The sequence below is a fragment of the Catenibacterium sp. co_0103 genome (genome assembly GCF_004168205.1).
Taxonomy (GTDB): Bacteria; Bacillota_I; Bacilli_A; order Erysipelotrichales; family Coprobacillaceae; genus Catenibacterium; species Catenibacterium mitsuoka_A.
Map to the genome: position 1 here is coordinate 13,132 of NZ_RCYB01000001.1, position 20,618 is coordinate 33,749.

The following is a 20,618-nucleotide window of genomic DNA, read 5'->3' on the forward strand; positions in this document are numbered from 1 at the left end:
TCCCTTCTATTGTTTCTTATCGAGCGCTTTCTTAATGAAGTTCAATACAATGCCTAATACAAGTACAACAACTAATGGTAAATAAGAGACATGCCAAGTTGTATCTACAGCAATTGCAACATAAGCAGCTACTGCAAGTCCCATGACGATGCCAACGACACCCTTGATAGAGAATACCTTATTAATCATTGATTGTTCGTTATAGATAGCTTTTACTTTACCAATGCAGAACTGTCCTACAATAAGTAAGAGAATCGCATTAATGAAGCGCTGATAACTAAATGCATCTGCAACAGGGATTACTGATGGATAAAGATGAATACTATAGAAAGCATCACCATAAATTAAACCTCCCACAAAAGATGCAATACCAAGAACATTAATCATCTTTCCTGAAGTTTTCTTTCTCATAAGTAATCCAAGTAATACAAGCACAACACCTAAACCAATATCACCTAGCATTAATGCAAATACTAAGATAAATAGTACTGCAGTTGCTAAAGTAGTATCCACATGATCACTCTGTTTAACTTTAGAGATCGCTTCAAATGGTTTAGCCCATGGATAGTTATTAGTAAGTGTTGGTGCAATAATCTGCTGATCACCATAAATATCTGCAGGCAAGTCCTGATATTCTACGTTGTACTTTTCAAAAGCCTTCTTAATATCTTTAGCGACTCTTACAGGTACAAATCCATAGATAGCATATTTAGATTGATAATCAACAACAAACACTTTGAATTCTTCAATTCTAGCAGCAAAAGTAAGATCAGCAAACATCTTTAATAATTCTTCTTCATGTGCATCTCTAATACCTTCTAAACGGCTGTCTGCTTTACGAATAGAAGCATTCATACTTTCAATTTCTTCTAGTAATTCCTTCTTTGCGTCTTCCATTCTACCATGAACGAAATCAGGAATTTCAATTTCTTCAAAGCCAACTGACTGGAAGATGTTATCTACCTTTAAGATAGCTGCCTTAGTTGTCATATAGAGACAATAAACACTTTTAGCATCTTCACCAAGATCTAAGAACATAATTGACTGTCCTCTATAGTAGTCAAGTTTGTCTTTGTTTCTTCTAGGAATACGGCCAAATCTTGCTTCCATATATTCGCATTCTTTAACCTCATCCATATTTAATTCTGTATTAGAAAGACCTTCTAGGATTTCATAAGCAGCCTGGTTCTGTCCACGTTCAGTCACAAATTCTTCTTTAATATCAAGATATTGCTTTACTTCTTTTGTCACATCATCGAGTGCCTTACGATAATCTTCTTTTGCGAAATGAATAGATCCTTCTTTTACACTTGATGTATCAAGCTTTACATGTTCAGCAAGCTCTTTTAATTCATCAAGCATGTTCTTATAATCCTCATCAGGTGTCATTGTAAATACATCTTTAACGTTATTTACAATCTTTGTAGCTGGCTGAGGATAAAAATACTTTGTTTCTTTTAACTGACATAAAACCTCTTTTAAGTATTTCTTATCAAAGGTCATGTCCAGCAATTCCATTTCTTCTATTGCCATGTTATTCCCCCTAGTAGATAAGCAGCTGGGCTATTTTTTCAGCCTCTTCACCATATCTTAAACCTTCAATGATATGTTTTAGATTTTCAACTTCATTTTCGAATACAATCAGATATGTCATGTAAACCATGGCAGCATCTGTAGTAAATCTCATATATCTCTTTGCAAGATTATATTTGATTTTATCTGTATAGTATTCAATATAAACGAATTCCTGATCATCCACATATAACTTGTAAGGTGATGAAGCAAGCTTTTTTAAGAACTCCTCTGCATCTTTTGTTTCAATCAATTCATTCATTACTGATTGTGGAATACGTGAGTAATCCAAGATCAACTGTTTCTTGATTTGTTCAGGCTTAGAATTAAAGAATCGTTTAAATCTATAGATCTTCGTAATATTTTCTAACTCAATCTGAGTATAGATCATAGTAAGTAGATCCTTCTGTTTTTTACCTTTAAATGTAGATTTCACTGTTTCAACGAATAACTTATAGTAAGCACGTTTGAAATCAAGTTCCATCATGTTTGTATCGATCTTCTCATCATCTACAGGCATATATTTCTGTAATATATGGTAATAACGTGTTTTCTCCATATATCTTAATAATGATGGATAATCCTCAATACTTAACAAGCCATAAAGATCAAACGTTGAATAACGAGGTAGGTATGAAGGTATATCTAATTCAGAATTCAATGTTTCATCACTATTGAATAAACGTACTTTACTCAATAGTACAGCTATTTCACGTCTAATAATACCTAGCTGATAAAACTTCTGGTCACCCTTAGGTGCATAATGAATCAATCTTATAGCACGTAAGAATTCCTCTTCATCAAGAAGTGATTCCAACTGTCCTCTATGAATGTTTGTTTCTTTCAAACCTTCAAGAATAGGACCATATGCTGTTTCACTCTTTAAGTAACTGACAACATCGTTGACAGTTCTTTTCTTTAAAAGTTCATCATAGCTTTCAGGAGTGAGATGTTTACCATACATAGATCTTGCTTTAGCAAGAACTGCATTAGATGAAAAACTCATAATCTCACCTCTAAACTTCTTTACATCTGTCTACGATAGATGCAACCCACTCCTCCTTGTGGGCTTCATAAAGGCTGGTGATCTTCTCAACAGAAGAATTGTAATCCTCTTCATTCTTCTTCTTTGTTGCGTCAATTCTTTCCTGTAACTCTTTCTTCTTTGCATCAAGTGTAACCTGATACTCTTTAACGAAAGAATCGTAGATTTCCTTCTTCTTACTGTTCATATCTGCAGTTGTATCCTGTCTCTTCTTTTTGGCATCTTTTACAGCCTGAGCACATCTGTGGTCTACAGCTATGATATCAAGAATCATTTTATCCAATCCACATACCTCCTTCTTTTTGATTCTCTAGGATAATACTCCTAAAAATTTTAAAATTCAACCAAAAACAATTCATCGTGATAAAAAAGCGTCATCTATATCAAACAGACATATTCAGACATATCAAATGTATATGTATCATGGTTGATGAATCCATTATACTCTTAATTTTGTAAAGCGTTAACATGTTTTTTTGTGAAATAACGAACATAATGGATATCTTTTTTAGGAAATAGGCAATATGACCATAAGTCATTTATTTCATACCTATTTTCTGCATTAGTTATACACCTATCGTATGAATGCAACAATAAACAAATATCCACCTTTGTTTAATGTAAGCGTTTTATGTCACTTTACTATGGCTTTTTTTATCTATTTTCCTTATTCTTATATATATATATATAGGAGAGAAAAAGATGAAAATTTTGGCGAGTGATTTTGATAATACATTATTTTTTAGTGATGGTGTACACAAGGAAGATGTAGAAGCGATTCGTACATTCCAGAAACAGGGAAATCTATTTGGATTATGTACAGGAAGACAGTTAGAAGGAATTAAATATCCTTTTGGTGGGGATAGAGAGCATCCATTAACTGAGATAGACTTTGATTTCTATATTACTTTAAGTGGTGGTGTGATCTTTAATAAGAAAGAAGAAATCATTTTTGAGAAATCAATTCCTATGAATATAGTAAGAGAAATCTCAGAAGCGATTCCTGCACATATGTCTATTGTATATAAGGATGAGATTTATATGTATCGTCCAGAAGATGAAAGCTGGGGAATTACTATTGATTCTTTGGATGAACTTACATTTAATGATTCAGACGCATTCTCATTTCATTTTCCTGAAGGGGATTTAGAGGATGCGAAAAAGGCCATGGATTATATTAATGAATATTATAGTGATACATGTGCGGCATTCCAGAATAAAAATCATGTGGATGTATGTGGTGTAGGATGTTCTAAGGGAACAGGAGTTAATCATGTTGTAGATTATTTTAATATTAATGAGAGTAATGTATATGGTATAGGAGATTCATGGAATGATCTTCCTTTATTAGATAGTGTCAAACATGGTTATACATTTACTTATGCCCTAAATGAACTTAAAGATAAAGCTGAAAAGGTTGTAGAAAGCTTAAGTGAAGCTATTCAGGATATTTTAAAAGAGGATTAATTCCTCTTTTTTTGTTTAATTTCTAAATATTCTAATATTTATCGCATATTATACAAATTTTAACTCATGGATAATTGACAGCATTATATGAATATGGTAAATTTTATACAATTCTAATACTATTGGGGAGGAATTTTAAATGATTATTGGTGTTATTGGTCTAGGAACTGTTGGTTTCGGAACTGTAGATATTCTTACAAAAGAAAAAGAAAGACTCGAAAAAACAATTGGGGAAGAAGTAGTCGTTAAGTACGGTTGTGCACTTGAGGATGTAGACCTTCCTGATGGTATTATTTATACACAGGATTATCATGAAGTCATCAATGATGAAGATGTGGATGTTGTAGTAGAACTTATTGGTGGTACTACTATCGCAAAGAAGATCATCTTAGATGCATTAAATAAGAAGAAGCATGTAGTAACTGCAAATAAAGCTCTTATTGCCCATGATGCGAAAGAACTCTTTACTGTTGCCAGAGAAAATGGTGTCAACCTTTATTATGAAGCAAGTGTTGGTGGAGGTATTCCAGTTGTTGTACCTGCTAAGGAAGATCTAGTAGCAAACAATATTAATAAGGTTGAAGGTATCTTAAATGGTACAACCAACTTCATTCTCACTTTAATGGAAAGAGATAATCTTGATTTTGAGGAAGCATTGAAGATTGCTCAGAATCTTGGTTATGTAGAAGCCAATGCTGCACTAGATTTAGATGGTTATGATGCAGCACATAAAATTTATATTCTTACTATGAATGCTTTTGGTACATTCTTTGATTTTGATAAGATCAAATGTACTGGTATTCGTAATGTCACTAAGAAAGATATGGATTATGCAAAGAAGCTTGGTTATAGAATTAAGTTGATTGCGATGAGTAAAAAACTAGAAAATGGTTTAGGTATTGATGTATCTCCTACTCTCGTTCCAATGAGTGAAATTGTAGGTAATGTCATGGATGCTTATAATGTAGTAGAAATTACATGTGATTATCTAGAAAACGTATTATTCTATGGTAAGGGTGCAGGACGTTATGTCACTGCAAGTGCTGTAGTGGCTGATATTATTAAGACAGCTAAGAAAGATGTATGGACACATGATTATGATTATACTGAAAACGTCTATCCTATTACATCTTCTAAGTATTATGTAAGAAGTGAACAGCCACTCAATTTAAATTATGATGAATACTATTCATTTGGTGAAGATCATATTTATATTACTGATAAAGTAGAACTTAAAGATTTAGAAGACGCTTTAAAGGATACTTCAGCAACATATTTCAAAGTAAGAAGCTAAAAGGTGGGATTTAACCCACCTTTTTTAGTATGTTGATATTCTCTTTTGCATATAGATAGAATGATAGAAGAATAAGAAGTGTAGAGATAATTGTAAGAACAATAGAAAAAGTATAGGAAATCTTATAGAAGACAATATGCACAATAATCATAAAATCTAACATGCATGTAGCAACTTTACCATGCCACACTGCCCCATTTACTTCTCCTGTTTTTTTAATAACAACCATACCAATACAACTCATAAACAGTTCTTTAATAAGAATGCATATGAAAGGAATAACAAGCCATCTAAAGCGTGTCATAAGACATAGAAGTACTACTGCTTGGGTTGCTTTATCCGCTACAGGATCAAGTATTTTACCTAGATCACTCATCATATTAAATGTGCGAGCTATATATCCATCTAACAAATCAGACAGGCCTGATATAACCAATAATATTCCTGTTAAGACATAATCCTTTTGGTTTATATACATATATACAATTACCGGCAACAGCAACAATCTGAACATAGATAATATATTAGGTATTGTGAATATATTCTTATTTCTCATTCTATCACTTCCTTATTATTAATACTAAAGTGTATAGCATGAATTATCAATATAAAAGAGGCAGTTGCCTGCCTCTTTGTATGTTATTTAAGTGTTACATATTTGAATACGTATGGAGTACTTACTGTATTATGAACTAATCCCTTAACGTTCTTAGCCTGTAATGCAGCTGTACCAGTTTGAACAACTGGAATATTTGGCATATCGTCCATCATTACTTTTTCAGCTTCAAGCAATTCATTCCAACGTTTATTTACGTCAGTTTCATTTTGAGCCTGTTTTAATAATGAGTTGTACTGCGCATTTTCCCATTTACCATAGTTGTTTGAGTTACTGCTTGCAAGAACGTTTAAGAAAGTAGTTGGATCAGCATAGTCTGGAGCCCAACGAGTGCAGGCAATCTGGAAGTTACCACTTGCTTCTCTGTTATAGATTCTGTCTTTCTTAACAGTAGCTACCATGTTAACTTTTAAGCCCTTTAACTTAGTAAATGAACCCTGTAAGTATTCTGCGAAAGTATCCATTGGAGATTCATCAGTACCATATAATAAATCAACTGTGATTGTATCAGTACCTAATTCTTTCTTAGCAGCATCTAAGTATTCCTGTGCTTTCTTTACATCATAGTCTGTATATTTACCAGATTCTTCACGGAAATCCTTACCTGAAGGGCTCTTACATAACTGAGCTGGTACAAAACCAGTAGCTGGCTGTGAACCATCTTTTAAGATGTTATCACATAAATCTTTTCTATTGATTGCATAAGATAATGCATGTCTTAAGTTTTTGTTTGCGGTAGTATCTGCTTTGAAGTTACAGATTAAGTAAGCAAGATATCCTTCTCTGATAGCCTTGAAAGTATCTTTACCTTTATACTTATCTACTAATGTAGAATTGATTGTAGCATAATCAACTTTACCATTATCGAAGTTCTGAGCAGCAGTCTTAGGATCCTGTACTAAGTACATTTCTAAGTTCTTAGTCTTAACAGACTTTGCATCATAGTACTTATCATTCTTAGTGAATGTAGCCTTGTTACCCTTGATCCACTTAGTCATCTTATAAGCACCATTACCTAAAATATATTCAGGCTTAGTTGCATAGTTCTTACCACATTTTTCAACGAACTTCTGGTTCTGTGGGAAATAACATGGGAATGACATTAAACCTACAAAATATGGAACATTCTTTTCAAGATCAACGACAACAGTCTTGTCATCTGTTGCTTTAATACCAAGTGTGTTTAACTGTTCATCAGTTGCAGTAGTACCTAAATCAATTAAAGAATCAGCATTCTTAATTGAAGCACCTTCGCTACCTAACATATAAGCGTAGTTACCTGCATTCTTGATGATTCTGTGCCATGAGTATACGAAGTCCTGCGCAGTAACATCATCACCATTAGCCCATTTAGCATCTCTTAAATGGAAAGTATAAGTTAATCCATTGTTGCTTACATCCCAGCTCTTAGCGATACCAGGGATTGTGTTGCCCTTCACATCAACAGTTGTTAAACCGTCTGTGATGGCAGTGATTGCATTGAAAGACATTGCATCATCAACGACTGTGCTATCCATACCAACGATATCTGTATCATTCGCAAATCTGAATGTATCAGTATCTGTCTTAGAACCACAGCCAGCAAGCATACCTGCAGCAGTAGTTAATGCAAGCAATACCTTTACTGTTTTACCTGTTTTCATTAATTTTCCCTCCAAAATTTATTATTAATGTTAACAATTGTGTAGTTTACGCTTTACGTCAGATATAGTCAATCGTTTTGTACATTTTATTTGTAAATATATTAAAATTTCATTGCATTTTAGTAATATCAGAAATATCGTAAATGTTTAATCAAAACACAAAAAAAAGGAGACAGCATTTCTGCTATCTCCTAGGCCACTCTGTTTTGACACAAAGCAGAGGTTATTTTAATTTAACATATTTGAAAGTATATGGAGTTCCTACTGGTACCACTACCAATCCTTTTACGTTCTTAGCCTTTAATGCTGCAGCACCCTTTTCGAACACTGGGATATAAGCCATATCTTCCATCATAACTTTTTCAGCCTGGATCATTAAATCCCAACGCTTAGTTAAATCTGATTCTTTCTGGATCTGTTCCATTAATGCATCAAACTTAGCATTAGCATATTTACCATAGTTGTTTGAGTTATCAGTTAAAGCTAAGTTTAAGTAAGTTGTAGGATCTGCGTAGTCTGGTCCCCAACGAGTACATACAACCTGGAAGTTACCATTTGCTTCTCTGTTATAGATTCTATCTTTCTTAACAGTTGCAACCATGTTTACCTTTAAGCCTTTTAACTTAGAGAATGAACCCTGTAAGTATTCAGCCATAGTATCCATTGGTGATTCATCAGTACCATATAATAAATCAATAGTGATTGTATCTGTACCTAATTCTTTCTTAGCTGCATCTAAATATTCCTGAGCTTTCTTCTGATCATAGCTTACATATTTATCTGCATCATCACGGAAGTCTTTACCAGCTGGGCTAGTAGATAACTGAGATGGAATGAAACCAGTCGCTCCTTTAGAACCATCTTTTAATACGTTTTCACATAAATCTTTTCTATTGATTGCATAAGCTAAAGCTTCTCTTACGTTCTTATTAGCAACAGTGTCGTTCTTGAAGTTTAACTGTAAGTAGAATAAGTAACCTTCATTGAAAGTAGTGAATGTATCTTTACCTTTATACTTATCTACTAATGTAGAGTTGATTGTAGCATAATCAACTTTACCATTATCGAAGTTCTGAGCAGCAGTCTTAGGATCCTGTACTAAGTACATTTCAAGATTCTTAGTTGCTACTGTTTTCGCATCATAGTACTTATCGTTCTTAGTGAATGTTGCTTTGTTTCCCTTAACCCACTTAGTCATCTTATAAGCACCATTAGATAATGTGTATTCTGGCTTAGTACCATAGTTCTTACCACATTTTTCAACGAACTTTTCGTTCTGTGGGAAGTAGCATGGGAATGCCATTAAGTCTGTGAAATATGGAACTTTGTTTTCAAGTTCTACTACTAAAGTCTGATCATCTTTAGCTGTAACACCAAGAGTAGCCATCTGTTCATCAGTTGCATTAGCACCTAATTCCATAAGTGCATCTGCGTTCTTAACTGAAGCACCTCCGCTGCCTAACATATAGGCATAGTTACCAGCATTTTTGATGATCTTACGCCAAGAATAAACGAAGTCATTTGCAGTAACCTTATCACCATTTGACCACTTTGCATTTCTTAAGTGGAATGTATAAGTCTTACCATCATCACTTACATCCCAGCTCTTAGCAATAGCAGGTGCAGTCTTACCTTTTTCGTTAACGGCTGTTAAACCATCTGTAATAGCGTGAACTGCGTTGAATGACATACCATCATCAACAACTGTAGAATCCATACCCTGGATATCTAATTCACTTGCAAATCTGAATGTATCAGTATCTGTCTTAGAACCACAGCCAGCTAACATTCCTGCAGCAGTTGCAGCGGTAAGCAATACTTTTACTGTTTTACCTGTTTTCATATATTCTCCTCCTGTAGTATTTGTTTTCTACTATGGTGATTAGTTTAGTCTAAAAATTGTATACTGTCAACATAATTTCACACAAATTTTTGTATTTTAGTGACAATTCTCATTTTTATTACTGTATTTACTAAATTCTAAACATGTGTGTCTATTTTTTAGTAACTTTTTATCACTTTGATAATAGATTGTACTAAATTCTGTACAATATTTTAAATTGTAAAGGACGTATATACAAAAAATGAACAATACAATCCTGTATTGTTCATTTTTTGTGTTTTCTATTTTTTTAACTTATTTTGATAGTCTTGCAGGGCATCTGTAGCATAAGATCTTGCATTAGATTCGTTGATCTGATTGTAGTATTTTGCCTTATTTGTAACTTTGGTAGAGAATTCTTTCTTATAAGTGTCAATGATACGATAGTCAAACAACTTACTATAATCACTGCTCATTGTGTCATAAGATTCTACAAGGGCATATTCATAAGCATGATATGAACTATGAAGCAATGCCTCTAGTAGAGTTGTAGAAGATGCATGATCTAATTGACTGATATCAAAAGTAATTTCTTTTGATTTATTATTATACTGACAACAGGCATGTGTTAAGTGACTTCCAGCCCCTACTTTGATTCTTGCAGATATACCGAGATAGTCTCTTTTGTTATTACATATAGTCTGCAATGTATTGAGCTTCTCTTTACGTGTGAGTTTAGACCAGTTATGTAAGTTTTTAAGTGATTTTTCATCATATTTTCTCATATAGACATCTATATTATTTGTAATCTTTGTAGGTGATTGAATGATAGAAGAACCAAACAAAGTAAAACTTAATACAATGACAAGTGATAAGAGAGAAGCTAAACCAATCACAAGCTGTAATTTTTCAAAGAGTGAGTTATAGTTTCTTCTTTTTACTTTATAGAAATAAAATCCTACATAAACTAAATCAAGACCAATAAGTAATACCCATACTATTCCTAGCGGTATAGGAAGAAGTAACATATAGGCAAGTGTTGTATAGATACCAAAAGGTATGAGTACGTTTGTCGCAATGCTTAAGTAGTTTCTTCTATCATCCTTTTCAAAGTAGATGAGTCCAAAGCTAAGTACTGTAAGCAAGAATAATACAAGCTTAGATTGTAGTAACGAACAGCCCGGAATCACTTTAAAGATAAATAAACAGAATATAATGAGAGTAACACAATATGCAATGACTGCCCTAATAATGAAATTTTTAAGTGTAAATGTATTATGTTGTTTCACACTTTCCCCTCCTAATATTAATTATATTGTAAATACAAGTGAAAAAGAAGCCCAAAAGAAAAGCCAGAGAACCGGCTTAGACATTCGTGAGTTTTTTCTTTTTTACAACTAAATAGGCAATCACAATGGATGCAGAAGTCACTGCCCAGCTGATTGGGTAGACAACTAACACTGACTGGAATGTATGGATTCTTGCGAAGGCAATAAAGATCCAGGCAAGTCTTAATGCACATGTGAAGATGATACAGAGTACTGTAGAGATCATTGGATTTCCTAGTCCTCTGAGTGCACCTGACATGATTTCTATAGTCATATTGAGTACTTCAAATGTGACTACAATAGAAATACGGATACAGGCTATTTTCACAATGGTAGGATCTGATGTAAAGATTCCTGCTAGGACTGGTGAGAATGATACGAAGAGTGCACTGATAGCACCTGTAAAAAGTGCACCAAGTAACATACACCATCTAATAGACTGGATACATCTTTATTCCTTGTATTGCAGCAGGAATACCTATAATAAGTATTTCTTTTGTATAGACCCATTCCATCTTCATATTGTCTAATCTAACCTGCAAAGCGCCTTCTTCTTTATACAGAATTCTAAAGAGTAATAAAGAACTAGTTGCATCAGCAATCGTAGTAGCCAAGGCTACACCTGCGACATCTAGCTTAAATAAAATGACAAATACTAGATTCAATACAACATTAATAGTACCTGAAACAATTAAACAGTAGAGTGATCTTTTGGTATCTCCACCCGCTCTTAGTATGGCAGATTCAAAGTTATAGATAGTTAAGAAGAACATTCCTATAAAACATACTCTTAAGTAGAGTACTGCAAGAGGTAGTACTTCTGTTGGTGTAGACATGAGTTCTAATAATGGACGAGCAATGATTTCTCCAATAATAGATACAATAAAACCAGTAATAATAGATAATACAAGTGCTGTATGTATGGCCTGATTGGCTCTATCTTCTCTTTGTGCTCCTAAGAAACGTGAAATAATCACATTAGCTCCTACTGAGAAACCTACAAAGATTGTGATAAATAGATTAGTGATTGGGGCCGTACTCCCTACTGCCGCTAGTGAATGACTTCCTGAAAACTGTCCTACAGTCGCTACATCACAGGAATTGAATAACTGCTGAATAATACTTGTAGCTGCTAAAGGTAATGCGAATGCAAGGATCTTATCCCATAATGATCCTTCTAATGGATTAATTCTTTTAGCCATAATTCCCCCCCTTCTTGCCTATTCTATCTTTAAAGCACGCTTTAAGCTCAATACTATACTTATTTATTTTTTATGATGCATTATTTCACAATTAGAAATCATTTTCCTATATAATTAATATGAAAGGAGGTATCACTATGAAGAAACTATTTAAATTATTATTATCGTGTATGGTAGTGTTTGGTTTAAGTGCATGTGCCAACAATAATAAGGATACAGGACAGAGTAATCCTACTAAACAAACTGATACACCAACACAAACAGAACAATCAATTGATGAAACATTCTATAAGGATTTTAAAACAGCATTAGAAGAAAGATGGAAAATAGAAGAAAATGATGCAGAACTCACTACAGAAATCTATACTCGTTATGTAGATACTGAACTTAAATATCTAAGCAAGTATGAACGTAAAGAAGATTCATTTAATAATCATGAAATTGGTGAAGCAGCTGAAGATTATGTAGAAGCCTTAGTTGAAGGTAAACAGATGGCTTATCTTATCGATAAGGATAATGCTAAATGGCAACACGAGTATGAGGATGAAGTATTCGAAGAAAGTACTGAAGCTATTTATAAGTTGAACGCTATAAAGAAGATTACTTTTGAAAATGAAGAGAACCAGAAGAAGTTTGATCGTCTTGTGAAATATGGTGAAGAATATAGTAAGAGGGATGACTAATGGATAATATTGTCGTATTGAATGATAATGATGGAAATGAATTAGAGTTTGAATATCTTGATTTAATTGAACATAATGAAGAAACATATGTTGTTTTATTGCCAGTAGATGAAGAATCAGATGAGGTAGTGATCTTGAAATGTGAAGAATCAGAGGATGATTCTGATGAAGAAAACTATCGTTCAGTAGATGATGAAGCACTACTTAATGAACTATTTGAAATCTTTAAAGAAAAAAATGCAGATAAGTTTGATTTTGATTAAGAACGAGGGGCACCTGATGGTGCCCCTTTATTGTGCTTCTAATTTTAATAACGCTTCTTTTCTATCAATACCACCTGCATAACCTGTTAAGCTTCCATTACTTCCTAATACTCTATGACAAGGCACTATGATACTTATTCTATTATGTCCTACTGCTCCTCCTACTGCCTGTGCAGAGAATCTTTTAACACCTCTTCTTTGTGCTAATATATTTGCTATTTCTCCATAAGTCATTGTATGGCCATAAGGAACATCACATAAAATTTCCCATACTTCTTTTTGGAAATCTGTACCTATGAAGTGAAGAGGAAAATCAATGGATGGCTGTTCTTTCTTAAAATAGAGATCAAGCCATTTTTTTACTTTTAGAATAAGTTCTGTATCTTTTTCTTCATAAGGTTCTTTTAATCCTGATGCATAATACTTCTGATTCTCAAACCATAAGCCATATACACCTATTTCATCTGTCGCAATAAGTATATCTCCTAGAGGAGATTGATAGTGTCCGATATAAGTCATATGAAATCCTCCATATGTCTATCATACTAAAAAGAATTCCTTAGTTGAATTGTTTATGCTTATTTTCAATAAAGTCATGGTACCACTTAAAACTATCCTTCTTATATCTCTTATAAGTACCCTGACCTAGATTATTGGCGTCCACATAAACAACGCCATAACGTTTCTCCATTTCACAGCTTCCTGCAGAAACGATATCAATCACACCCCACATGATATAGCCAATAACGTCTACACCATCATCAATCGCTTCATCAATTTGTTTAAAGTGCTGTTCAAGATAATCTATTCTATATGGATCATGAATCAAACCATCTTCCATAATATCATGTGCGCCAAGTCCATTTTCACATATAAAGACAGGTTTCTGTGTTCTATCATACATCTTGTTCAACATGATTCTTAGTCCTACAGGATCAATCTGCCATCCCCAGTCACTTGCCTTAAGATGAGGGTTCTTTGTAGATACAACGAGATTACCCGCAGTCTGTTGACCATCTTCCTTACATGTTGCGATAGAACTTGAATAATATGAGAAGCTGACAAAGTCACATGTATATTTTTTAAGTAATTCTGAATCTTCTTCTGTAACAGTTAGATGAATATCATTTTCTCTAAAGAAACGATCCATATAGCTTGGATAATGACCATTCGCTAGTATATCTATCGCAAACCACTGATGGATTTCTTCATCTCTGACTGCTTTTAAGTTATCTTCTGGAGTAGATGTAAGTGGATAATAACAGAAACATGCCACCATACAGCCTGATTGACTCTTTGGAGAGAGTTTTTTCGCAATCTTAATTGTCTTAGCACTTGCTACAAATTGATGATGTAATGACTGGAATACGAGTGTCTGATTATAAGGCTGATCCTTTTCTTTTACTAATCCTACACCATTATAAGGACTAAAGTATCCAGCATTTATTTCATTAAATGGGAGGAAGTAATCAATATATTCTCCCCAGTTTTCAAATACAACTGTCGCAAATCTTTCATAGAATTCAATCAGTTTTCTATTTGTCCATCCACCATAATGTTCTACTAGGTATAATGGAACAGCATAATGATTCATTGTGAGAAAGATCTTCATACCCGCTTTATGTACTTCTTTGAAGATATGATCATAGAACTTAATTCCCTCTTCATTAGGTGTTTCTTCATCTCCATGAGGATAAAGTCTTGCCCAGCTGATTGAGAAACGATAGATATCAATACCTAATTCTTTAAGTAAGGCAATATCTTCATCAATATGATGGTAACCATCACTACCCTGTCTAAATGGGTAGTGTCCTATTCCTTCACATTTCTTTGCTTCATCAATAATATCTTGTGTAAGTAATCTTGTAGATGTTGTCGCATCAGATGTTCTTTTTAGATAGGGTCTACAATCTTGTGTATCTAAGCCTTTACCGCCTTCTTTATAGCCACCTTCATACTGGCTGCTGGCAGTGGCTCCACCCCATAATATATCTTTTGTCTTTTTCATAGTTTCCTCCTTTATTAAAAAAACTAAGGTTTTCACCCTAGTTTCTTCGCAAGCTTGTAAGCACCATATTCCGGTGTATGGATAGGTGAAATAAGATAATCTATTGTTTCATTCAAAACAGGTAGAATATAGTGAGAAGCATGATCAAATACACCTCCAATATAAGAAATACGAGGTGTTGAATCATGTTGTTTTAAAAGTGTTTGTATAAGTGAACGAATTTCTAATGCTGTCTGTTTATATATTTCTATCGCATAAGGATCTCCCTGATTGGCAGCTAATCCATTGATATAAGCATAGGATGCAGTAGATGTACGATTTAGATGATTCATAAATGTGATAATATCATAATCAATATCTAGATGACATTCTTCCATAACAAGATCATAAAGAGCTGTCTTTTCTAGTCTGCCATCTATTTCTTTACAGAATGTATTAAACATCTTCTTCGCAATCCAATAAGCACTGCCTTCATCTCCTAATTGATAACCCCAGCCTCCACAACGTGTGAGCTTATTATTCTTAAGTGATAAGGCAATACTGCCTGTTCCTGCAATGACCACAATGCCATCATGCCCATCTAACGCACCTTCTATCGCAATTCTTACATCACTTTCTACGACAAAAGGTCGATTTCCAAATGCTTCTTTACATATATATTCTATTTTGTCTCTTAGTTCTTTCTGTTGGCCATATCCTGCAAGTCCTGCACCAATAATGGCAGTATGATCAGGATCTAGCTGATTGACACCATCTCTTAATATTTCAATAGATTGATCTTGTGGCTGAGTTAAAACATGTACTGTAGGAAGTATTAGTTCTTTTAAACGTATTCCGTTCTCATCAAAAAGAACCATCTTTGTTTTTGTACCTCCGCCATCTATACCTATATACAACATTTCTGTTACCTCTTAATTTTCAGATGCTTCGTTTGCCTTTTCTTCTTCTAATAATTTATTATCATACATCTTAAAGAATGGATAATACATAATAACTGAAAGTATAATTAGTACAATACTTAATACTGCCGCTCTCCAGTCACCACCACATGCAAGATATGCACCAATTGGGCCAGGAAGTGTCCAAGGGGCAATAGTGACTGCACAGTTTACTAAATGCATAGCTGTTGCAATCCAAGCAATAGTTGCAAGAACTAATGGGACTAAGATAAATGGAATTAACAACATTGGATTTAATACGATTGGTGCACCAAAGATCATTGGTTCATTGATATTGAACAGTGAAGGAAGGATAGTTGTTCTACCGAGTGTTTTACCATATTTACTCTTAGCTGCAAAACAGAATAGAATCGCAAGTCCTAAAGTAGCACCAGAACCACCAATATGGACAAACCACTGTAAGAACGGTTCTACACCAATATGAGTGGCAGTCTTACCTGCTGCAACTGCTGCAGTATTCTGATCTAATAGAATTAACCAGATTGGTCTAGCAAGTGAGCTGACAATAGAGTCACCATGAATACCAAATGACCAGAAGAACATGATTAAGAAAATAATGAGTAATGTAGAAGGTAATGTATCAGTCGCATTGACTAAAGGTTTAATAAGGTCACCTACAATGCTGTGAACATCTACACCTAACCACATAGTGAGTGTAGAAATACCTAAGATAATGATAATAGTAGGTGTCAATGATTCAAATGATCTTGCGACTGCAGGTGGAACAGCTGCAGGCATAGTGATCTTTAATCCTTTTACCTGTGTAAAACGATATACTTCTACACCAATAAAGGCAGAAATAATACCAATAAACATACCTGCTGAACCTAAGTGTTCTGCAGGAATAACATAACCAGATGGGAGCTGCTGTAAAAATGCATTTAATTCAGCATTCTTAGTGGCAAGAGCTGCGATTGAATCTGTGACATCTGGAATAGATGCTGGTACAACTGTAAGCAGGAATGTAAGTTCTGCCATAATTGCACCACTTAAACCATCTAAATCATATGATTTAGCTAAAGAGTAACCAATACCAAATACAGCATAGAGTGTCATGATATACATTGACATTCTATAAGGTAAAAGAATTGCGACTGCATTTGCTTTAATGAATTTTGCGAGTGCCCAGTCTGCAGGCATCTGGTTGTAAGAAAAAGCAACAACCATTAATAATGAGCTAACAATGATAATCGGTAATGTCGCAATAATACCATCACGGATCGCGCGTAAATGTCTTTGATTAGAGAGTTTTTCTAATGGACCCGCTAGTTTACCCTCAATGACATTTGTAATTGCATCGAACATAATTTAATCTCCTATTATTTAATCATTAATATTAATACAAAGGCCATCAAAGAGAAGAGACCTGTTACAAGCCAAAAGTTTTTACATAATCCTTCTTTTCTTTCAATGAAATACTGGGAATAAGCAACACTGAGTCCACATGCAAGACCACTAATTAGTGCATTAGGGAGTCTGAAGTCGATGTGGAGATAAGTGAATCCATTGACACAGATGAGAAGGGACAACATTGTAGAAACAAGAATAAGTAATGCACTCTTGAAACCAAACATAGGGATATCATAATCCGTTATACCAAAGACATTCTTGTTTTGTTTATTGTTTTGATTTTTTACAATGTACTTATTCATCTCATATCCTCCTATAGATTACTTTTTACAGTTTTACTTATATTTCCATTATTTTTAAGAAGAGCTTCTTCACATTCTTTTTCATCTCTACCTGTTAAACCAGATAGAATCGCAATCTTTACATTGTAGTGACATTTAGTTAATAATGCGATTGATTCTTCTTCAGAACAATCCAAAGATTGTGAGACAATGTTAACAGCTCTGATCTTAAGTTTTTCATTGGTAGGCTGTACATCAACCATAAGGTTTTTATAGACCTTTCCTCTTTTGATCATTACAGATGTAGAAAGCATATTTAAGATAAGTTTTTGTGCGGTACCTGCCTTCATTCTTGTAGAGCCAGTCACGACTTCTGCACCTGTAATTACTTCTATTGGATAGTGGGAGTATTTTGATATTTCCCCATTGTGAACACAACAGATAGAAACTGTCTGGCATCCTAGTGTGCGCGCATATTGAAGTCCGCCAATGACATAAGGTGTTCTGCCTGATGCTGCAATACCACATACAACATCTTTGTCTGTTAAGTGGATGTTCTTTAAGTCCTCTACAGCAAGTTCCTGAGAATCTTCTGCACCTTCTATTGCAGTTGTGAGTGCGATGTTCCCACCAGCGATTAATCCTTGTACAAGTTGAGGATCAACACCATAGGTAGGAGGACATTCTGATGCATCTAGTACACCTAATCTCCCTGATGTACCAGCACCAATATAAATCAATCTGCCACCTTGACTCATCTGTTGATAGATACAGTCAACAGCATCTGCAATTTGCGGTAAGACGTCTCTTACAGCTAAAGCCACCTTCTGATCTTCATTATTAATAGTAGTAAGAATATCTATCGTAGACATTTCATCTATATGTAATGAATCAGGATTTGACTGTTCTGTATCTAAGTTATTTAAGTTCATTCTTGTTCCCTCCTTCCAATATCATTATAGACTCGTTGAAATATTATTTCAAGCATATTTCATTATAAATGAAATGTTATTTCTATAATAAAAGACTCATAGTGAAATATGAGTCTACTTTTTGAGTATAGAGACATTGTCTTTAGAATCTATGAGATTCTTTTTATGTTCTTCAAAGTTCTTCTTAAATACACCATAGTACAATAAGTCAGTTATCACAAATGAAGAGATACGAGAAGAGACTGCACCAATACGCAAGGCTTTTTCTTCACTTGGTACTTTAAGTGAGTAGGTACTTAGTTTAGAAATTGGATTAGAGTTGATCTGTGTAATAGAGATAAATGGTATTTGTTTTTCATGTAACACTCTAGCAACATCTACTAAACCAGTTGTAGAACCTGAGTAACTGATAATAAGTGCTGCATCATTTTGATCCATGCTTTGGGCAAAGGTCATCTGTACATGTAAATCAGCGTTATAGATCACCTTCTTGCCTATACGCATGAGTTTTTGGTAGATATCTAAACCAATGACTGATGAACCACCTACACCAAAGAGATAGATAGTAGAAGCATTATTGAGTAAGTCTATTGATGCTTCTAGTGTATCTATGTTTATTAACTGGTATGTTTTTAAGACTGTGTTCATATTTAATCTACAGCCTTTTTCTACTAATGTACTGATATTATCTTCTGGTTCAAAGATGAGATCTACTTCTTGTTGTTTTTCTTCTTTAGTAGATTGAGCTAAGTTCATCTTTAAATCACTGAAGCCTTTAAAACCTATTTTCTTTGAGAAACGGATAATAGCAGCTGCAGAGGTATTTGTCTTTTCACCTAGTGCCTGTGCAGAATCCTGTAAAATATCATTTTCTAGTATGTATTCAGCTATAAGCTTTTCTGTTGCAGTATAGCTATCATTGTATTCTTTAATTCTTAAATATGCGTTCATGAGATCACCTCCGATTAACCTTATTATAGCATATAGAAAGAGTTGTTTTGTATATAAAAATATCCCCTAGAGGGGGGATTGGAAATCATGAGGTTTCCGTACTTGCCATTTTATACTGTCAAAAATTCAGTTTTCAACTTTTTATAGAAAACATCATAATTAAGTTGTTCACATCATTTTAATCAGTGCTTAAAAAGATTACCAAGATTCAACCTATTTCATTGTCCTTCTTATGATTTTTTGTTTATTATTCTTATCAAATTATATTTTCCCTTCAAGAATTAAATATATCACTTTACCATAGAATATAATTCTTTTTACCTTTATGTTTTTTAACTTTTTTCCTCTATTCTTACCCTTTAACATTTTATCCCAATATTCATCTATTTCTTTATTAGTTAAACTATCATTAAATACCTTTGAATACTTTTGGAATTGTTCTTTGAGATCGTTATTAGTCACATTATCGGAATTATTTAGAATAGCAACAGCCATTTTATTCCCAAACATGTTTTTACGTTGTATCCATATCCCTAATTTCTCGTTTGATATATCAACTATACTAGGCGAATCTTTTCCTTCAAGTTTTTTCATACTTACCATATCACTAGTAATATCTGGATCATTAATTTCGTTATATTTATTCAAAAAAGAATTAATACTTGTATCTTTTTTATAAATCAACTTTTCTTTTACCTTTTTCTTAACTCCAAAGAAACTATTTTCTAATATGTCTTTAGTTGTACTTTTTGATTTATTTGTTGTACCGCAGCTTACTAATACCAAACAAAGAAGCAGTATGATTATTTTTTTCACGTTAACACCATCTTTCATTTCACATTGAACTAAGCGTCGCTATCTATACAGTCCATATTTTGCTTTCACGTTTAATCCATAACCTATTATTGCACCAACTATATGTGCTATATTTGAAATATTGTTCTGAGCTGCAATACCTTCATATGCCTGCTGCCCAATATGCAACCAATATAAATGTGATTAGAATTTCTCCTTCTCTAAAAATAGCAAATGAAGCAAGCATAATAAAGGCGAATACTACTCCACTCTACTTCTTGTTGTTTTTCTTCTTTAGTAGGTTGAGAAACGGATATTAGCTGTTGCAGAATCTTGTAAGATATAGTCAGCTATTAGATTTTCTGTAAAGGTATAGCTATCTATTCTTAAGTATGCATTCATAGGAT

General features: G+C 33.7%; 21 protein-coding genes. 4 read left to right on the top strand and 17 right to left on the bottom strand.

Translation table 11 applies throughout. The annotated features are described in order from the left end of the window. Positions 1–6: 6 nt before the first annotated feature. Genes EAI80_RS00080 through EAI80_RS00090 form a run of 3 tightly spaced genes read right to left on the bottom strand, consistent with a single transcriptional unit; the run spans position 7 to position 2,891 of the window. Positions 7–1,533 carry a V-type ATPase 116kDa subunit family protein gene (locus tag EAI80_RS00080; protein WP_129980449.1) on the bottom strand — a complete coding sequence of 509 codons (1,527 nt, stop codon included), beginning with the start codon at positions 1,531–1,533 and terminating at the stop codon, positions 7–9. Positions 1,534–1,543: 10 nt separating this feature from the next. After that, positions 1,544–2,578, bottom strand: coding sequence for a V-type ATPase subunit (locus EAI80_RS00085; RefSeq protein WP_006506827.1), 1,035 nt, complete (start codon positions 2,576–2,578; stop codon positions 1,544–1,546). A gap of 10 nt (positions 2,579–2,588) precedes the next feature. Beyond that, positions 2,589–2,891, bottom strand: coding sequence for a hypothetical protein (locus tag EAI80_RS00090; RefSeq protein ID WP_187012230.1), 303 nt, complete (start codon positions 2,889–2,891; stop codon positions 2,589–2,591). A 428-nt stretch (positions 2,892–3,319) separates the two neighbouring features. Here EAI80_RS00090 and EAI80_RS00095 point away from each other — a divergent pair, with 428 nt between their 5' ends. Continuing rightward, positions 3,320–4,084, top strand: a complete 765-nt coding sequence (locus EAI80_RS00095) for an HAD-IIB family hydrolase (protein ID WP_129980451.1) — start codon at positions 3,320–3,322, stop codon at positions 4,082–4,084. A 139-nt stretch (positions 4,085–4,223) separates the two neighbouring features. Continuing rightward, positions 4,224–5,378 (top strand): homoserine dehydrogenase, encoded by a 1,155-nt coding sequence (locus EAI80_RS00100; protein ID WP_129980452.1) that lies wholly within the window; start codon positions 4,224–4,226, stop codon positions 5,376–5,378. A gap of 10 nt (positions 5,379–5,388) precedes the next feature. Here EAI80_RS00100 and EAI80_RS00105 read toward each other — a convergent pair whose 3' ends face one another. The 6 genes from EAI80_RS00105 to EAI80_RS00125 all read right to left on the bottom strand — a co-directional run bounded on the left by EAI80_RS00105 (position 5,389) and on the right by EAI80_RS00125 (position 11,989). Further along, a complete protein-coding gene (locus tag EAI80_RS00105) occupies positions 5,389–5,934 on the bottom strand; it encodes a CDP-alcohol phosphatidyltransferase family protein (RefSeq protein ID WP_129980453.1) in 546 nt (181 codons plus the stop codon). Between the two features lie 83 nt (positions 5,935–6,017). Next, positions 6,018–7,637, bottom strand: coding sequence for a peptide ABC transporter substrate-binding protein (locus EAI80_RS00110; protein ID WP_129980454.1), 1,620 nt, complete (start codon positions 7,635–7,637; stop codon positions 6,018–6,020). A gap of 223 nt (positions 7,638–7,860) precedes the next feature. Beyond that, positions 7,861–9,480 carry a peptide ABC transporter substrate-binding protein gene (locus tag EAI80_RS00115; protein ID WP_129980455.1) on the bottom strand — a complete coding sequence of 540 codons (1,620 nt, stop codon included), beginning with the start codon at positions 9,478–9,480 and terminating at the stop codon, positions 7,861–7,863. Positions 9,481–9,761: 281 nt separating this feature from the next. Continuing rightward, a complete protein-coding gene (locus EAI80_RS00120) occupies positions 9,762–10,748 on the bottom strand; it encodes a hypothetical protein (protein WP_129980456.1) in 987 nt (328 codons plus the stop codon). A gap of 76 nt (positions 10,749–10,824) precedes the next feature. Then, positions 10,825–11,211, bottom strand: coding sequence for an MATE family efflux transporter (locus EAI80_RS13680; RefSeq protein WP_238634302.1), 387 nt, complete (start codon positions 11,209–11,211; stop codon positions 10,825–10,827). Positions 11,212–11,218: 7 nt separating this feature from the next. Beyond that, on the bottom strand, positions 11,219–11,989 hold the full coding sequence (locus tag EAI80_RS00125) for an MATE family efflux transporter (RefSeq protein ID WP_238634304.1): 771 nt from the start codon (positions 11,987–11,989) through the stop codon (positions 11,219–11,221). Positions 11,990–12,126: 137 nt separating this feature from the next. Here EAI80_RS00125 and EAI80_RS00130 point away from each other — a divergent pair, with 137 nt between their 5' ends. Together EAI80_RS00130 and EAI80_RS00135 are read left to right on the top strand one after the other, a co-directional pair. After that, the gene (locus EAI80_RS00130) at positions 12,127–12,672 is read left to right on the top strand and encodes a hypothetical protein (RefSeq protein ID WP_129980457.1); all 546 of its coding nucleotides are present in this window, start codon (positions 12,127–12,129) and stop codon (positions 12,670–12,672) included. Further along, positions 12,672–12,935 carry a DUF1292 domain-containing protein gene (locus tag EAI80_RS00135; protein WP_129980458.1) on the top strand — a complete coding sequence of 88 codons (264 nt, stop codon included), beginning with the start codon at positions 12,672–12,674 and terminating at the stop codon, positions 12,933–12,935. The genes EAI80_RS00130 and EAI80_RS00135 overlap by 1 nt, the downstream gene beginning before the upstream one ends. 27 nt (positions 12,936–12,962) lie before the next feature. On the opposite strand, the gene EAI80_RS00140 is transcribed toward EAI80_RS00135, so the two are convergent. The 8 genes from EAI80_RS00140 to EAI80_RS00175 all read right to left on the bottom strand — a co-directional run bounded on the left by EAI80_RS00140 (position 12,963) and on the right by EAI80_RS00175 (position 20,232). Then, positions 12,963–13,454 carry a methylated-DNA--[protein]-cysteine S-methyltransferase gene (locus EAI80_RS00140; RefSeq protein ID WP_129980459.1) on the bottom strand — a complete coding sequence of 164 codons (492 nt, stop codon included), beginning with the start codon at positions 13,452–13,454 and terminating at the stop codon, positions 12,963–12,965. A gap of 40 nt (positions 13,455–13,494) precedes the next feature. Then, positions 13,495–14,943, bottom strand: coding sequence for a family 1 glycosylhydrolase (locus tag EAI80_RS00145; protein WP_129980460.1), 1,449 nt, complete (start codon positions 14,941–14,943; stop codon positions 13,495–13,497). 32 nt (positions 14,944–14,975) lie between these two features. After that, positions 14,976–15,842: a BadF/BadG/BcrA/BcrD ATPase family protein gene (locus tag EAI80_RS00150; protein WP_129980461.1), complete on the bottom strand. Its 867-nt coding sequence runs from the start codon at positions 15,840–15,842 to the stop codon at positions 14,976–14,978. Positions 15,843–15,854: 12 nt separating this feature from the next. Further along, the gene (locus EAI80_RS00155; protein WP_129980462.1) at positions 15,855–17,207 is read right to left on the bottom strand and encodes a PTS sugar transporter subunit IIC; all 1,353 of its coding nucleotides are present in this window, start codon (positions 17,205–17,207) and stop codon (positions 15,855–15,857) included. 14 nt (positions 17,208–17,221) lie between these two features. Continuing rightward, entirely contained in the window at positions 17,222–17,554 is a 333-nt protein-coding gene (locus tag EAI80_RS00160; RefSeq protein ID WP_129980463.1) for a hypothetical protein, read from the bottom strand. A gap of 11 nt (positions 17,555–17,565) precedes the next feature. After that, on the bottom strand, positions 17,566–18,465 hold the full coding sequence (gene murQ / locus EAI80_RS00165; RefSeq protein ID WP_129980464.1) for an N-acetylmuramic acid 6-phosphate etherase: 900 nt from the start codon (positions 18,463–18,465) through the stop codon (positions 17,566–17,568). A gap of 114 nt (positions 18,466–18,579) precedes the next feature. Beyond that, positions 18,580–19,416: a MurR/RpiR family transcriptional regulator gene (locus EAI80_RS00170; RefSeq protein WP_129980465.1), complete on the bottom strand. Its 837-nt coding sequence runs from the start codon at positions 19,414–19,416 to the stop codon at positions 18,580–18,582. Positions 19,417–19,677: 261 nt separating this feature from the next. Beyond that, positions 19,678–20,232 (bottom strand): hypothetical protein, encoded by a 555-nt coding sequence (locus EAI80_RS00175; protein ID WP_129980466.1) that lies wholly within the window; start codon positions 20,230–20,232, stop codon positions 19,678–19,680. Positions 20,233–20,618: the final 386 nt, after the last annotated feature.

Bases quoted from the DNA above. Each gene is read 5' to 3' on its own strand.
- EAI80_RS00080 (WP_129980449.1), bottom strand. From the start codon at position 1,533: ATGGCAATAGAAGAAATGGAATTGCTGGACATGACCTTTGATAAGAAA.
- EAI80_RS00085 (WP_006506827.1), bottom strand. From the start codon at position 2,578: ATGAGTTTTTCATCTAATGCAGTTCTTGCTAAAGCAAGATCTATGTAT.
- EAI80_RS00090 (WP_187012230.1), bottom strand. From the start codon at position 2,891: ATGATTCTTGATATCATAGCTGTAGACCACAGATGTGCTCAGGCTGTA.
- EAI80_RS00095 (WP_129980451.1), top strand. From the start codon at position 3,320: ATGAAAATTTTGGCGAGTGATTTTGATAATACATTATTTTTTAGTGAT.
- EAI80_RS00100 (WP_129980452.1), top strand. From the start codon at position 4,224: ATGATTATTGGTGTTATTGGTCTAGGAACTGTTGGTTTCGGAACTGTA.
- EAI80_RS00105 (WP_129980453.1), bottom strand. From the start codon at position 5,934: ATGAGAAATAAGAATATATTCACAATACCTAATATATTATCTATGTTC.
- EAI80_RS00110 (WP_129980454.1), bottom strand. From the start codon at position 7,637: ATGAAAACAGGTAAAACAGTAAAGGTATTGCTTGCATTAACTACTGCT.
- EAI80_RS00115 (WP_129980455.1), bottom strand. From the start codon at position 9,480: ATGAAAACAGGTAAAACAGTAAAAGTATTGCTTACCGCTGCAACTGCT.
- EAI80_RS13680 (WP_238634302.1), bottom strand. From the start codon at position 11,211: ATGTTACTTGGTGCACTTTTTACAGGTGCTATCAGTGCACTCTTCGTA.
- EAI80_RS00125 (WP_238634304.1), bottom strand. From the start codon at position 11,989: ATGGCTAAAAGAATTAATCCATTAGAAGGATCATTATGGGATAAGATC.
- EAI80_RS00130 (WP_129980457.1), top strand. From the start codon at position 12,127: ATGAAGAAACTATTTAAATTATTATTATCGTGTATGGTAGTGTTTGGT.
- EAI80_RS00135 (WP_129980458.1), top strand. From the start codon at position 12,672: ATGGATAATATTGTCGTATTGAATGATAATGATGGAAATGAATTAGAG.
- EAI80_RS00140 (WP_129980459.1), bottom strand. From the start codon at position 13,454: ATGACTTATATCGGACACTATCAATCTCCTCTAGGAGATATACTTATT.
- EAI80_RS00145 (WP_129980460.1), bottom strand. From the start codon at position 14,943: ATGAAAAAGACAAAAGATATATTATGGGGTGGAGCCACTGCCAGCAGC.
- EAI80_RS00150 (WP_129980461.1), bottom strand. From the start codon at position 15,842: ATGTTGTATATAGGTATAGATGGCGGAGGTACAAAAACAAAGATGGTT.
- EAI80_RS00155 (WP_129980462.1), bottom strand. From the start codon at position 17,207: ATGTTCGATGCAATTACAAATGTCATTGAGGGTAAACTAGCGGGTCCA.
- EAI80_RS00160 (WP_129980463.1), bottom strand. From the start codon at position 17,554: ATGAATAAGTACATTGTAAAAAATCAAAACAATAAACAAAACAAGAAT.
- murQ (WP_129980464.1), bottom strand. From the start codon at position 18,465: ATGAACTTAAATAACTTAGATACAGAACAGTCAAATCCTGATTCATTA.
- EAI80_RS00170 (WP_129980465.1), bottom strand. From the start codon at position 19,416: ATGAACGCATATTTAAGAATTAAAGAATACAATGATAGCTATACTGCA.